Origin of the sequence: Paenarthrobacter sp. NPDC089714 (assembly GCF_044748905.1) — a bacterium.
Classification (GTDB): Bacteria; Actinomycetota; Actinomycetes; order Actinomycetales; family Micrococcaceae; genus Arthrobacter.
The window spans coordinates 9,399-24,322 of sequence record NZ_JBIVGX010000013.1 but is presented as its reverse complement, the minus strand read 5'-3'; the positions used below and the strand labels follow the sequence as shown (position 1 = coordinate 24,322).

Annotated in this window: 7 protein-coding genes; all 7 read left to right on the top strand. The window is 65.9% G+C overall.

The annotated features are described in order from the left end of the window. The first annotated feature begins 10 nt into the window (after nt 1-10). Genes ACIPY3_RS18615 through entS form a run of 7 tightly spaced genes read left to right on the top strand, consistent with a single transcriptional unit; the run spans nt 11 to nt 14,915 of the window. Complete coding sequence (locus ACIPY3_RS18615; protein ID WP_400336519.1) at nt 11-1,159, top strand: isochorismate synthase MenF; 1,149 nt, start codon at nt 11-13, stop codon at nt 1,157-1,159. Further along, nucleotides 1,156-2,820: a (2,3-dihydroxybenzoyl)adenylate synthase gene (locus tag ACIPY3_RS18610; RefSeq protein WP_400336518.1), complete on the top strand. Its 1,665-nt coding sequence runs from the start codon at nt 1,156-1,158 to the stop codon at nt 2,818-2,820. The genes ACIPY3_RS18615 and ACIPY3_RS18610 overlap by 4 nt, the downstream gene beginning before the upstream one ends. 36 nt (nt 2,821-2,856) lie before the next feature. Beyond that, nucleotides 2,857-3,810 (top strand): isochorismatase family protein, encoded by a 954-nt coding sequence (locus ACIPY3_RS18605; RefSeq protein ID WP_400336517.1) that lies wholly within the window; start codon nt 2,857-2,859, stop codon nt 3,808-3,810. Between the two features lie 2 nt (nt 3,811-3,812). Then, nucleotides 3,813-4,028 (top strand): MbtH family protein, encoded by a 216-nt coding sequence (locus ACIPY3_RS18600; protein ID WP_400336516.1) that lies wholly within the window; start codon nt 3,813-3,815, stop codon nt 4,026-4,028. Nucleotides 4,029-4,088: 60 nt separating this feature from the next. Further along, complete coding sequence (locus ACIPY3_RS18595; protein WP_400336515.1) at nt 4,089-12,740, top strand: amino acid adenylation domain-containing protein; 8,652 nt, start codon at nt 4,089-4,091, stop codon at nt 12,738-12,740. Further along, the gene (locus ACIPY3_RS18590; protein ID WP_400336514.1) at nt 12,737-13,603 is read left to right on the top strand and encodes a siderophore-interacting protein; all 867 of its coding nucleotides are present in this window, start codon (nt 12,737-12,739) and stop codon (nt 13,601-13,603) included. The genes ACIPY3_RS18595 and ACIPY3_RS18590 overlap by 4 nt, the downstream gene beginning before the upstream one ends. Further along, nucleotides 13,596-14,915 carry an enterobactin transporter EntS gene (entS, locus tag ACIPY3_RS18585; protein ID WP_400336513.1) on the top strand — a complete coding sequence of 440 codons (1,320 nt, stop codon included), beginning with the start codon at nt 13,596-13,598 and terminating at the stop codon, nt 14,913-14,915. The genes ACIPY3_RS18590 and entS overlap by 8 nt, the downstream gene beginning before the upstream one ends. The last annotated feature ends 9 nt before the right edge of the window (nt 14,916-14,924 follow it).

Here is a 14,924-nt window from a genome sequence, read left to right as displayed (position 1 = left end):
AAGGTTTATCGTGACGCTTCAACTTGCCCCCGAAATTCCCGAGACATCCAGTTGGGTTCGTGACCCGCTGGAAGAATACCGATCGGGTGATTTTCTGATCACCGGCCGTTCAGGCACCATCCTCGGCAGGGGCACCCAACGCTTCCAGGGCGGTCTCCAAGACGCTGCAACGCTGCACAAGGTCCTTGAAGGAGGGACCGCCCTGCTCGGTGGCGTACTGCCCTTCACCCCCGGTCATCCCGGGGAGTTCCTACTGATGGAGTCGACGCTCCGGGGACCACAGCTCACGGGCCGGACCGCTTCACCGGCAGCGCCTGTGCCTGCAGCGGCAATTCTGGAACGAGAGACACCTGCAACGCACTACAAGGAAGCCGTCGCAGAGGCCCTGCGGCGGTTCACTCCCGAAGGCCTCCGGAAAGTGGTGTTGGCCCGCTCCCAGAAGGCAGCCCTCACCCAACCGGTGGACGTCGCCGGTCTGCTCGTGCGACTGCTCCGCCAGAATCCGACCGCCTATACGTTCGCGGCCCCCCTTCCCGGCGGACGCACCCTTGTGGGCGCCAGCCCTGAGTTGTTGATCCGCCGTTCAGGGACCCTCGCCTTGAGCAATCCCCTCGCCGGTTCGGTGCCACTGACAGGTGACGCAGGAATCGACCGTGAAAACGCCGAACAGCTGATCCGCTCGGCCAAGGACCTCCGCGAACACGCCATCGTGGTGGACATGGTCGCCGAGGTCATGAGCGGATACTGCAAGGACCTCGATGTTCCACCCGTCCCTGAACTGATCAGGACAGGATCCATGCTGCATTTGTCCACGAAGATCCAAGGACACTTGCGCGATACCGACACCAGCGCCCTGGACTTGGCCTTCGCCCTGCACCCGACTCCCGCTGTCTGCGGGTGGCCCACCACCACAGCGTGCGATCTGATCCAGGAGCTCGAGGACGTAGACCGCGGATTCTACGCCGGCGCGGCCGGCTGGGTGGATGCCTCCGGAGACGGCGAATGGGTGGTCAGCATCCGGTGCGCCGAAATAGGCGATGACGAACTCCGTGTGCACGCCGGTGCGGGTATCGTCCCCGGCAGCGACCCTGAACTCGAATTCGCCGAAACCGAAGCGAAGTTCCGCACCATCCTGCGCGGAATGGGGTTCACCGAATGACGCTCGAAGGGACCATCTCCTGGCCCGCGGAAACTGCTGCCCGCTACCGCGCGGCAGGCTACTGGACCGGCGAACGCCTCGACCGGGTCGCAGCGACCCACGCAGAACGCACCCCGGACGCTATCGCCGTCGTCGACGACGCCGGACGCCTCACCTACGCTGCCTTCGAACAAAAGGTCGCGCAAATGGCTGGTGGATTTATCTCCTTGGGAATACGCCCTCGGGACCGTGTCCTGCTGCAGCTGCCCAACCGCACGTCCTTCCTGGTCACGGCACTGGCCCTGATGCGCGTCGGCGCCATCCCGGTGTACCTGCTCCCGGCACACCGGCACAGCGAACTCGTGGCCATCGCCGCGCAAGCGGACCCCGTGGCCTACATCGGCCCATCCGTGCACGACAGCTTCGACTACCGGCCCATGGCAGCCGAAGTCGCTGCCACCCAGGCAGCCGCGCTCAACCGGAACCGGCTGACGGTCATCATTGACGGAGAAACATTTGAAGGACAGACAGGCCTGGACGAAGTCCTTGAAGCGGGGCTTGGCAAAGAATGTTCGGAAGGTGTCCCCACCGACACCGGGGATGTCGCCTTCCTGCAACTCTCAGGCGGAACCACCGGCACACCGAAACTGATCCCCCGGACCCACGACGACTACCACTACTCGGTGCGCCAGAGCGTCAAAGTCTGCGGTCTGGATGCCAGCGCCGTCATGTTGCTGGTCCTGCCCGCGGCACACAACTTCCCTATGAGTTCTCCCGGGTTCCTGGGTGTGCTGCTCGCCGGTGGCCGCGTCGTCCTGGGATCATCACCAGCACCTGATGCAGCCTTCCCTGTCATAGAACGCGAAGCCGTCACCATCGTTCCGTTGGTCCCGCCCCTGGCCTTGGCCTGGATGCGGGCCGCAGCCACCACATCCGCTGATCTTCGCAGCCTCCGCACCATCCAGGTTGGAGGAGCCAAGTTCCTGCCCGAATCCGCACGCCGCATCAGGGCCGACCTGGGGGCGAGCCTGCAGCAGGTTTTTGGCATGGCCGAGGGGCTGGTGTGCTACACCCGGCAGGAGGACCCGGAAGACCTCGTCTGCACCAGCCAGGGCCGCCCCATGAGTGAGGCCGATGAGGTCATGATCGTCGACGACGAAGATCACCCGGTCGCCGACGGCACACCAGGGCACCTGCTCACCCGGGGGCCGTACACCATCCGGGGGTACTACAAGGCCGAAGGGCATAACGCGACGGCGTTCACCGCAGATGGTTTTTACCGGACTGGTGACATCGTGCGCCGGTTGCCCGGCGGCTACCTGAGCGTCGAAGGCCGGTCCAAGGACCAGATCAACCGTGGTGGCGAGAAAATCTCCGCCGAGGAAGTCGAAGACCATCTGCTCGCCCACCCCTTGGTCCATGACGCCGCCGTCGTCGCGATCCCGGACCAGTACCTGGGAGAGCGAAGCTGCGCGGTCATTGTGCCCGCAGGGCAACCACCCACCCGCAAAGAGATCCTGCAGTTCATCCGCACCAGGGGCGTGGCGGCGCACAAGATCCCGGACCGCGTCGAGTTCGTCACCGAGTTTCCCACCACAGGGGTTGGTAAAAACAGCCGGGCCCAACTGCGCCGTACTTTAGCCGGTCAGTTCCAACCCCAGCCAACACAACCCCAGCACTGACCACCTACGAAAGCCCATATACCCAGGAGATTTGCCATGAGCCAGCGACTTCCCGCCAGCATCAGCTATCCGTTGCCCACCCCGGGCGAACTGCCCGCGCCGTCCCTTGCCTGGGCGGCCGAACCGGACCGCTCAGCCTTGTTGATCCACGACATGCAACGCCACTTCCTGCGGCCCTTCGATGCTGGCACTGAACCCATCAACGCCGTCACCGCCAACATCCAGGCGTTGCGGAACCAGGCCCGGGAACTGGGCATCCCAGTGTTCTATACGGCGCAGCCCTCCCACCAGGACCCGCAGGACCGCGCCCTGCTGACCGATTTGTGGGGGCAAGGCATCGGAACCAACGAAGACGGGGCACGGATCATCGATGCGCTGACACCCGAAGAAGGCGATACGGTCCTGACCAAATGGCGCTACTCCGCCTACCAGCGAAGCGACTTCGCTGAGCAGTTGGCCGCAGCCGGCCGGACCCAACTGGCGATCACCGGCGTTTACGCGCATATCGGCTGCCAGGTCACGGCCACCGATGCTTTCATGCAGGACGTCCAACCGTTCTTCGTGGCCGATGCCGTGGCCGATTTCTCCCAAGCCCACCACCAGCAGGCGCTGGAATGGGTGGCCGGCCGCTGCGGTGTGGTCACCACCACCGCCGACCTGCACCAAGCGTGGGGGGCAACCGCGCCAACCGCCGGCGCCGCAGTAAACACAGCAGGCCTGTCCGCGATTACGGCCATGCTGCGGGGCAAAGTTGCCGAACTGGCCTACCTTGACCCCGAAGAAATCGACCCGGCGGAGAACCTGGGCGACCTCGGCGTGGACTCCATCCGCATGATGGAACTCGTGGAATTCCTGCGCACCGCGGGATATCAGGTGGCCTACGAACAGCTCGCCGAAGAACCCACCATCAAACATTGGGCGTTCACACTCGACGCAGCCACCGCCGGCGCGACGGCAGGAACATTTGAGCTTGCAGGAGCAGTGAAATAACCATGAGCGAAATCCAGAACCCCTTCGACGAGGAAACCGGAACGTTCCTGGTCCTGACCAACAGCGAAGAACAACACAGCCTGTGGCCTGGCTTCGCGGCGGTACCCGCGGGGTGGACAACCGTTCACGGCCCCGATTCCCGGCAAGGCTGCGTCGAGCACATCGAACGCAGCTGGACCGACCTCCGGCCGCTGAGCCTCCGCGCCCACATCAGCTAGCCCTCCACGACTCCGCGCCCAGAGCACCACAGAACTGCGCCTTCCCGAACAGGACCTCCGATGACCATCACCCCTGACCTCAGCAACACGGTTGAGCTGCAGGACAACCCCGCCACCCCCACCTTCCAAGGCCGGCTACCCCTTGCCGCTGCCCAACCGGGCATCTGGTACGCCCATCACTTGGAGGGCGAGAGCACGGCCATCTTCAACGTGGCCCGTTATCTGGACATCCAAGGGTCACTGGACGAGACCTTGTTCACGGAGGCAGTAGCACTCGGGCTCGCGGACGCAGATACGATCCACAGCACGTTCGACGACGACGGCACCCCGGGCCAGCACCCCGGAGCCGCGGCGTCGGCGCCGCTTGAGGTCGTGGATTTCCGGGCGGATGGCGCCGATGAGGCCCGGACCCGGATGCACCAGGACCTTGCAACACCGGTCTCACTGACGGACGGTTCAGCCCTGTACCGTCAGACGCTGTTCCGTGTGGGTGAGAACCGGTGGTTCTGGTACCAGCGTTTCCACCACATCCTGCTCGATGGCTACAGTTTCACCGCCATCACCGCGCACATCAGCGCCATCTACCGGGCACTGGTCTCGGGTACGGAAATCCCGGCCTCACCCTTCACGGCGTTCTCCCTGGTAGTCGACCAGGAGTCTGTCTACCGTGGTTCGGCCGACGAAGAGCAGGACGCGGCCTTCTGGCGGGACTACTGCAGCGAACTGCCGACGCCGGTGTCGCTCGCCGGAGCGGCGCGGGCGCTGGAAACCGCGCCGGCCACCTGGGCACCGGTGCGCCGGCACGAACTGCGCCTTGATGGAGCGCAAATGGCCGCGGTGACCGAGCTGTCCCGCACCCACCACGTCACCTGGGCCGATGTATTGACTGCTGCGGTAGGCAGCTACATCGGCAGGATGGGCTCCGCCCGCAACGTGGTTCTCGGTGTCCCGTTCATGGGCCGGACCAAGAGCGCCTTGCGAACGTCCGGCCCGGTGGTCACCGTACTTCCCGTCACCGTACCGCTGGCTCGGAACGCCGGGCTGGGTGAGGTGGCGCGCCTGACCGCCCGCAACATCGCGCAGGCGCGGCGTCATTACCGCTACGGTGCCGAGCAGATCATGCGCGACGCCAACTTGGTTGGCGCGGAAACGGGACTGTATGGGCACGTAGTCAACATCAAGATCTTCGACTACACCACCGATTTGGCCGGGGCATCGGTCACAACCCGCCACCTCTCGGCCGGGCCCGTGGACGATCTGGAATTCTCTGTGCTCCGGGACGGCGAAGAGACCGTCATCGAAATCGAAGCCCATCCGGGCCGATACAGCGACGAAGACCTGGCCGACCATGCCAGGCGCCTCCAGGCCTGGATACTGTCCACGACCGACCCTGGCGCCGGCGCCGTCGACGGCCTTCCGATAGCGACAGCCGACGAACAGGACCTCATCCTTCACTCCTGGGGTGCCGGTACAACTGTCCCCCACAGCGCCGCGCCGGTCGGGGAACTCCTCGACGCCAGGGCGGCCGAAACACCCACCGAAACGGCGGTTGTCTGTGGACACTTGTCACTGACCTTTGCCGAACTCACCGGACGGGCGAACTCGTTGGCACGGTACCTGATCTCCCAGGGCGTTGGCCCGGATACCGTCGTCGCGATCGCCCTCCCCCGCTCGCTCGAATCCGTGGTTTCGATCGCCGCCGTCGTAGCTTCCGGAGCTGCGTACCTGCCGCTGGACCTCGACTACCCCCAGGACCGGCTCGCCTACATGGTGGAGGACGCCGCCCCAGTCATCCTGCTCACGAACAGCAAGGTGGACACCACCTTCGCAGGCGACGATGTCCGCGTGCTCGGCCTCGATGACCCGGACATCGTCTCCGCCGCCAGCCGACTGCCGGGAAATCCGGTCTCCGACGCAGACCGGACCCGTCAGCTGCACCCGAAGGATCTGGCCTACGTGATCTACACCTCGGGATCCACGGGCCGGCCCAAGGGCGTGCAGAGCACGCACGAGGGCCTGCGCAACCTTCTCGAAAACCATGCAGCCGATGTTTTCGGTTCCACTATCGCAACCCTGGCGCCCCGCCGGGTCCGGGCAGCACACACGGCATCCTTCTCCTTTGATTCATCTTGGGAGCAGCTGATCTGGCTTTACCTGGGCCACGAACTGCACGTCTTTGACGACGACACCCGCCGCGATCCGCAGGCTGTGGTCGAGGCAGTCCGGGCTGCACGCATCGATGCCCTCGATGTCACCCCGTCCTTCGGCGCCCAGCTCCTCGAAAGCGGTCTCCTCGCCCCGGCCGAACATCATCCCGCGCTCTTCCTCATAGGTGGCGAGGCAGCATCGCCGGCCTTGTGGAAGACGCTTCGGGAGACTCCGGGAACGCACAGCCACAACTTCTACGGCCCCACCGAATACAGCGTCGACACCCTCGGCGCCAACGTCCTGGACGCTGAGGTCCCCGTGGTCGGAAGGCCCATCGGCAACACCAGCGTCTATGTCCTCGATGCTGCCCTGCGGCCGCTGCCCGCAGGTGTGCCCGGCGAACTGTATATCTCGGGTCCGGGCCTGGCCCGCGGGTATTTGGGCCGGCCGGATCTCACCGCGGCACGGTTCGTGGCGGATCCCCACCGTGATGGCGAACGGATGTACCGCACCGGGGACCTGGTGCAGTGGCGCCCGGACGGCACCATCGATTACCTCTCCAGGGTTGATGACCAGGTCAAGGTCCGAGGCTTCCGCGTGGAACTGGGCGAGGTCGAGGACGCCATGACCGGCGTTGAATCGGTAGTGGCCGCTGCTGTCATCGCCGAACCATTGGGCCATACCAACCGTCTGATCGGCTACTTCGTGACCGGAGCCGGCACAGCCCTGCGGAGGGATCAGGATCCGCCAGCCCGGGTCCGGGAGATTCTCTCCGCAACCCTGCCCGACTATCTGGTACCGGCCATTTTAATCCACCTGGATGAACTGCCGCTGACCGTCAACGGAAAGCTGGACCGCGCCGCGCTCCCGGCTCCGGCGGCAGTCGCCAGTGCCCCGGGAAGGACACCAACCACCGCTGAGGAAGAACTGCTGTGCTCAGCCATCGCTACCGTCGTGGGCATGCCGGTGGTCAGTGTCGACGACGACTTCTTCTCCCTCGGCGGCGACAGCATCTCCGCCATGGCCGTCTGCGGCGCCGCCCGCCGGGGCGGCTACCAACTCCGTCCCCGCGACGTTTTCGCGCTTCGCACCCCAGCTGCGATGGCCACGGCCCTTACCTCCCTCGCTACCTCACAGGTCATTGCGCCGCCCAGTCCTGAAGGGCCCGTCCCGCCTCTACCCATCATGAAATGGTTCGCTGAATCAGCCTCCGGGGCCGGCGCACGCTACGCCCAGGGTGTCTGCGTCACCGTACCGGCCGCGTTGTCCCGCCAGGACCTGGCCCGGTCCCTGGGTGCGCTGGCCGCAGCCCACCCTGCCTTGCGGGCACGGCTGAACGGCCAGGAGCTGCACATCCCCTCCGCCGCTGACAGCCCGGTGCCGGACGTCCGGGAAATCAATCTGCCCGCAGGTGCCACAGAATCAGCACTGAACGACGCCGCAGACCTCGCTTTCCGTGAAGGTGCCGCAGACCTCGACCCCGTCGGCGGCAGCATGGTCTACGCTGCGATCATCGCCGTGGCCGGGCAGTCCCGCCGCCTGGTGCTGGTACTGCACCATCTGATCGTCGACGGCGTATCGTGGCGCACGCTGCTCCCCGAACTCGGCCAGGTTGTCGATGCAGTCCTCACCTGGCACGCACCCGAGCTGCCCGCGGAGGAGACCTCACTGCGGCAGTGGACCCAGAGTCTTCACGCGCAAATCCCTGCCCGACGCGACGAACTTGCGTACTGGACAGGGCAGCTCGCTGCGGGGACCGGCAGGATCGCCGCCGGACTGGACCCCGCCCTGGACACCCACGGCACGGCCGGGACCGCCCGGCTGCTCCTTGGCCAGGCGACAACCACCGCCCTGCTGGAGCAACTCCCTGACGCGTACCGGGCCACCATTGACGAGGTGCTGCTGGCCACGGTCATGCTGGCCGCAGCCGAGCAGGTCGGCACACAGTCGCTGGGCATCGCCCGCGAAACCCACGGACGCGAAAGCGACGGGCTCGACCTTGACCTGGAACGGACCGTCGGCTGGCTGACCGCCGAATACCCGTTGCGACTTGACCTCGGTGCCATCGACGCCGCAGACGCCCTCGCCGGGGGCACCGGGCTGTTCGATGTTGTCCGCAGCATCAAACAAGCCGTGCGGGAGGTCCCCGACCATGGCCTGGGCTTTGGCATCCTCCGCTACCTGGACGAACAAACCGGCCCGGAACTCGACCGGCTCTTCCGGGCCTGCCCGCCGTCGTTGCTGGTCAACTACCTCGGCCGCTTCGCCAACGATGAAGGGCACTTCACCCCCATCAGCGGAACCGGCGTCTTCGCGGACTCCTTCGCCGTGGACATCGACCCGGCCATACCGTTGTCCCACCCCCTGGAACTGAACATGTTCCTGGACGGAAAGCAGCTCGCACTGAGCTGGACCTGGGCGCAACGGCTGCTTCGCCTCCACGATGTCGAAGCCCTGACCGAAGCGATGGAACGCGCCGCCATGGCACTGCTGCGGCAGGCAAAGGCCGCACCCGTGCAAGCGTTGGCGACCTCCGTTCCCGCCGATGTCCCCGGCACCGGACTGACCCTCGCGGAGGTCCACCGCCTGGAACAAGTCCATGGACCGTTGGAGGCAGCCCTGCCCCTGGGGCCGCTGCACGAAGGCTTGTTGTTCCATGCCCAGCTCGGTGAGTCCGCGAGCTACAGCTCCGTCACCGTCCTTGACTTTGAGGGTCCCCTCGACAGCGACCGGATGCGGCAGGCTGTTGGCCTTCTACTGGACAAGCACCCCCAGCTCGGGGCCGGCTTCGACAGCGGCACCGGTTCCCGACCGGTGCAGGTCATCCCCCACGCTGCGCATCGGCGGGAGTTCATCTGGGAAGAAACAAGCTGCGCCGGCACCAGCTCGGAGACAGTGGAAACAACCGCCAAAGACATTGAACAAGCCGAAGCCAACCGGCACTTCGATGTGGCAAGGGGACCACTGCTGGCCGCCCACCTCCTGCGGGTCAGCGGCACCTCCGCACGCCTCTACCTCTCCGCCCACCACTTGGTGGTGGACGGATGGTCCACCCCGCTGATCATCCGTGACCTGCTCACCGCATACGAAGACCGGATCCTGCCCGGGCCGACTGCTCTCTCCGCCTACCGGGACGCCGTGCGAAGAATGGAAACTTCCGACGAGGATCGCGCCGTCTGGGCGCGGGCCATGGCCGGGTGCACTCCGACGATGCTCGCCCCCACGTTCCCGTCAGGCAACTCCTCCGCCGGTGAGTCTCCCCTGTTCGAGATCTCCACCGTCCTGGAGGAATGCCTGGCCCAGCAGATCGCGGCCGTGGCCCGGCGCGTGGGTGCCACGCCGAACACCGTTTTCCAGATGGCATATGCCGAGACCCTTGCCCAGCTCACCGGACGACATGACGTCATCTTCGGCAGCACGGTCTCCGGCCGGGACAACCAGCACGACCAGGACATCATCGGCTTGTTCACCAACACACTCCCGGTGCGGATCACCGTGGATCGTGCCAAGCCGCTGGCCCTGCAACTCACCGATGTGCAGCAGGCACAGTCGGAGCTGCGCGAGCACTCCCACATCGGATTGGCCGAAGTCCAACAGCTCGCCGGTGCCGGCACCCTCTTTGACACCCTCTTCGTCATGGAGAACTACCCGGCCGAGTCCTCCCTGTATGACGCCGGTGCCTCCGGCCTGCGTCTGACCACCTTGAACAACCGCGGTTACACCCATTACCCGGTGACGTTGTTGGTGCTGCCCGAACCGGCAGGCTACCGGCTGGTGCTCGAACACCGGCTGGATCAGGCGGATGGAGGGCTCTTGCTGGAGCGGTTCCGTGCCGCGCTGGCCTCGGTGGTCTCTGACGCCCAGGAAGCCCCGTCCCGTCTTGGGGTCCTGCTGCCCGCTGAACGGGACCTGGTCGAAGCCGCCAACACGACCAGTCACGTCGTGCCTGCAGCGACGCTGCGTTCCTTGCTCCAGGACCAGGGCAGTATGGCTCCCGGAAATCTGGCCATCACCAGTGATGAAGGAGATCTCAGTTACGCCCAGGTGCGACTGCGCGTCGTCCGGCTGGCAAGGCGGCTGCGGCAGGCAGGTGTCCGCACTGGCGACATCGTCGCCGTCGCGCTCCCCCGTTCAACCAACCTGACTGTCTCCATCCTGGCCGTCATCGAAGCGGGGGCCGCGTACCTGCCGCTCGATACCAGCTACCCGGCAGAACGGTTGCAGTTCATGGTGGACGATGCCAAACCGCGGCTGCTGCTGACCTCGGCCTTGGCCGGGGACCTCATCACGGCCAACGTGCCGTCTCTGGTGGTGGACCGTACCGAAGCCGACGTCGAGGACGACCCCGTGTCCAGCGGCTCGAGTCTGGGCTGGCGGGAGGATGTGGAAGCTGAACTCACCCCCGGCCACCCTGCCTATGTCATCTACACTTCGGGGTCAACGGGACGGCCCAAGGGCGTCCAGGTCCCGCATGGGGCCATCGTGAACCGGCTGTTGTGGATGCAGCACGAGTATCCGCTGACGGCAGCGGATGTCGTCATGCAAAAGACCCCGTCCAGTTTCGATGTGTCAGTGTGGGAGTTCTTCTGGCCATTCATGGTCGGCGCTGGGCAGCTCATCGCACCGCCCCAGGCCCACAGGGATCCGTCGGCGCTGTGCCAGCTGATCCGCGACGGTGGAGTGAGCATCATTCACTTTGTTCCCTCCATGCTTGCAGCATTCCTCCAGGAACCCTCGCTGCAGGCACAAACTGGCCATGGTTCGGCTCTGCCCAGCCTCCGGCACGTTTTCTGCAGCGGCGAAGCGCTCTCCGCAGAGCTCGCCGCATCCTTCAGCGATGTGGTCGGCGCGGAACTGCATAACCTCTACGGCCCCACGGAGGCGGCCGTGGACGTCACGGCGCACCGCTGGGCCGGTCCGGTCCCGGGAGCCCTCACCGGCAGTGTCCCGATCGGATCGCCGGTTTGGAACACCCAGCTGCATGTGCTGGATCCGCTGCTGCGGCCCGCCCCGTTGGGAGTGGCCGGCGAGCTGTACCTTGCCGGGGCGCAACTGGCCACGGCCTACCTGGGCAGGCCTGCCCTCACCGCAGAACGCTACGTGGCTGACCCGTTTGCCGAAGGTCAACGGATGTACCGCACCGGTGACATGGTCCGTCGGCTTCCTGACGGCTCCATCGAATACCTGGGCAGAACCGATGACCAGGTCAAGATCCGGGGACAACGCATCGAACCCGGCGAAATTGAAACCGTGCTCGCCGCCCTGCCCGGCGTCCGCACCGCCGTCGTCATCGCCAGAAGCTCCACCGCGGGCACCGGCCTGACGGGAGCGGACCACCGCATCCTGGTCGGCTACCTGGTCCCCGACGATCCCGGGACGGACCACACGGAGCTGCTACGGGCCGTGAACGCTGCGGCTTTGTCCTCCCTTCCGACCCACATGGTGCCCGCCGCCATGGTGGTGCTCCCGGAACTGCCCCTGAGTTCCAACGGCAAGCTGGACCGCCGGGCGCTGCCCGCTCCGGATATGGCCTCCGGCACCGGCCGCGCGCCGGCCGCCGGACTCGAAACCACGGTTGCCGAGGCCTTCGGCTCCGTGCTGGGTGTGGACGGCGTCCAAGCCACGGACGACTTCTTCGCACTCGGCGGGCACTCACTGTTGGCGATGCGCCTGGCAGCAGAGTTGGGGCGGACACTGGACCGTCGTGTCCACGTTGGCAGCATCATGGCCAGCTCCAGCGTCGAAGCCCTGGCTGCCCAGCTGGGCACGGGAACCGACACCAACGCAGCCTTCGACCAGCTCCTGCAGATCCGGCCTGGAAACGCAGAACCCTTGGTCTGCATCCACCCGGCCTCGGGTTTCGCCTGGCAGTACAAGGCACTGGCGAGCCACCTCGACGACGGCCACGGAGTTATTGGGTTGCAGTCACCACGACCGGACGGTCCCCTCGCCCACGCCACGGGCCTCACCGATGTGGTGGACAGCCACTACCGGAACCTTCGAGCCGCCCAACCCCACGGGCCCTACCGTCTGCTGGGATACTCACTCGGCGGAACCATCGCCCACGCCCTCGCGGCGCGGTTGCAGGCCGAAGGAGAAATCATCGCGTTCCTTGGACTGCTGGATACCTATCCACCAGAAGGCCAGGACTGGGACGCCGACACGGCAGCCGAGGCGGAAGCAGAAGCCGACCGCGAACGGGCCGGGTTCCTCGAGGCGGTACCCGACCAGGAACCCGACGCCGAACGTGAGGCCATGTTTACCGACATCGTCGCCAACTACGCCGATGCGGTCCGGTTGCTGAAAACCGCTACCAGCCCCGTGTTCCACGGAGCAGCGGAACTGTTCGTGGCCGAGCGGACCCTCCCGGACGGCTTCGACCCGGAAGAGGCGTGGGGGCAGCGGGTCGACGGGCTGCGGATCCACCGGCTCGATTGCTCCCACGAGGACATCGTGTCCCCGGAGATGCTTCCATCGCTTGCACCGGCACTGTCAGCTGCCCTTGCTGCCAGCCGCCGAATCGAGCGCCACACCGCCACATCAACCCAGGAGACCACCCCATGACAGAGACCTCCACAACCACCGGAACCCCGGCGGCCACCGCGGAGCCCTCCCGGGCCATCGAACTGCACATCCACGAGGTCACTCCCCGCCTGCTTACAGTGCTGAAGGTCATTGACCTGAGCCCGGTAATGAGGCGTGTCATCTTCGGCGGGGACGACATGACCAAAGCCGTCTTTCCGTTCCGTCCCATGGCCGTTTCGGACCACGTCAAGCTGGTCTTTCCGGAGCTTGCCACCGGCGAACTGCACCTGCCCGAAGCTGGGCCCGACCGGCTCATCATGCCCGAAGGGCGGCCCAGGCCGTTGTTCAGGGACTACACAGTCAGGGCGTTCGATCCGGACACCCTGGAAGTCTCCATTGATTTCGTGCTCCACGACCATGGGGTGGCCGGGAGGTGGGCCATCGCGGCCTCACCCGGTCAGCAACTGGGTGTCCTGGGGCCGCGAGGGTCCCACCTGTACCCGACCGGCTTCGGCCACTACCTTCTGGCAGCGGATGAAACAGGGTTGCCCGCCCTCGCCCGCTGGCTGGAGGAACTTCCGGCAGACCTGAGCTGCGACGTGTTCATCAGCGTGGACTCGGCAGCGGGTGAAATCGACCTGCCACACCACCCCGGAGCCGTAGTCCGTTACCTGCACCGCAGCGTCCTTGGCGTCACGGCCCTCGAAGACGCCGTCCTGTCCTGGCGCCCCGCGGGCGATGACCTGTTCGTGTGGGCAGCGGGCGAGGCAACGGCCATGAAGACCATCCGCCGCCACGTCCGCGATGTCCTCGGCGTGCCCAAGGGGCACACCGACATTGACGGTTACTGGAAGAACGGCGTTGAAGGCTTGGACCATCACGCAGCGGACGACGATGACTGAACCGGCAAAGGTGAGGGCGCGCTTCGTCCTGGATACCAGCCCCTTACGGGTCAGTCCCGCGTTCCGCCGCATCTTCATCGCCCGGACCATCTCCATTTTTGGGTTGGGCATGCTGGCCGTCGCCATCCCCGTGCAGGTCTTCGACCTGACCGACTCCACGCTGCATGTGGGCTTGGCTGCCAGCATCGAGGGAATCTGTGCCTTCCTGGGACTGTTGTTTGGCGGCGAGGCCGCGGACAGGTTCGACCGGCGGAAGATCATTATTGGCTCGCGCATTCTGGGGGGCCTTGGTTTCGCCGCCTTGGCCCTGAACGCCTGGCTGCCAGAATCGTCCCTGACGGCTGTCTACGTCGTGGGAGCGATTGACGGCTTCTTCGGCGGATTCTCCGTCACGGCTTTGATGGCCGCCACGCCCTCCCTGATCCCCCGCGACAAACTCCCGGCCGCCGGCGCCTTGAACATGCTCTCCGTGCGGCTCGGGACCATGATCTCACCGGCAATCGGCGGTGTGGTCATCGCCGCCGGAGGCGTCGGGTGGAACTACGCCAGCGCAGCAGCAACCACCCTGGTGACAGTGGTCCTGCTCTTTGGATTGCCGCCCATGCTGCCTGACCGTACCGGAGAACCACAGCACCCGCTCAGGAGCGCCCTGGAGGGCGCAGCATTCGTCTACCGCAACACGATCGTCCGATCCGTGGTGCTCCTTGGCACCCTGGAAACAGCCGCCTCAGGCGTCCGCGTCCTGATCCCGGCCCTGGCCGTGTCCACTTTCAACGTCGGGCCCGAAGGAACCGGCCTGCTGTACTCGGCGGTACCCCTCGGCGCCGTGGCTGCGACACTCTTGAGCGGCTGGGTAGGACACCTCCAGCGCCCGGGGAGGGCAATGATCCTGCTTGCCACGGCGTCTTTCGCTGCGTTGGCTGCGCTGGGTCTCTGCCGTGACCTGGTCCCGGCGCTGGCCGCGATGGCCCTGTTCGGCGCGTTCAGCTCGTTGAGCAGCATCCTGCAGTACGCCCTGGTGCAACAAAACACGCCCGACCGGTTGCTGGGCCGGGTCAACGCCTTGTGGATGGCGCAGGAAGTTGGTGCTGACTCCGGCGGTGCCCTGGCCCTCGGCGGCCTGGGCAAGCTGGTACCGGCATCACTTGCGCTGACGGTGTTCGGCACGTCCGCAGTTGTTGCCGGACTCGGCGGCTTGCTGGGGTTCCGGGCGCTAGTGAATACTGGCCCCGCCATCGAACCCGATGAGAATGAAGGATCGGCCGCTGCAGCGGCCACCACCGCCCAGCCCGCGCACACGCCCGGAACCTAAGGAGAAGCA

Coding starts and splice junctions, on each gene's coding strand:
- ACIPY3_RS18610 (WP_400336518.1), top strand. CDS start 1,156: ATGACGCTCGAAGGGACCATCTCCTGGCCCGCGGAAACTGCTGCCCGC.
- ACIPY3_RS18605 (WP_400336517.1), top strand. CDS start 2,857: ATGAGCCAGCGACTTCCCGCCAGCATCAGCTATCCGTTGCCCACCCCG.
- ACIPY3_RS18600 (WP_400336516.1), top strand. CDS start 3,813: ATGAGCGAAATCCAGAACCCCTTCGACGAGGAAACCGGAACGTTCCTG.
- ACIPY3_RS18595 (WP_400336515.1), top strand. CDS start 4,089: ATGACCATCACCCCTGACCTCAGCAACACGGTTGAGCTGCAGGACAAC.
- ACIPY3_RS18590 (WP_400336514.1), top strand. CDS start 12,737: ATGACAGAGACCTCCACAACCACCGGAACCCCGGCGGCCACCGCGGAG.
- entS (WP_400336513.1), top strand. CDS start 13,596: ATGACTGAACCGGCAAAGGTGAGGGCGCGCTTCGTCCTGGATACCAGC.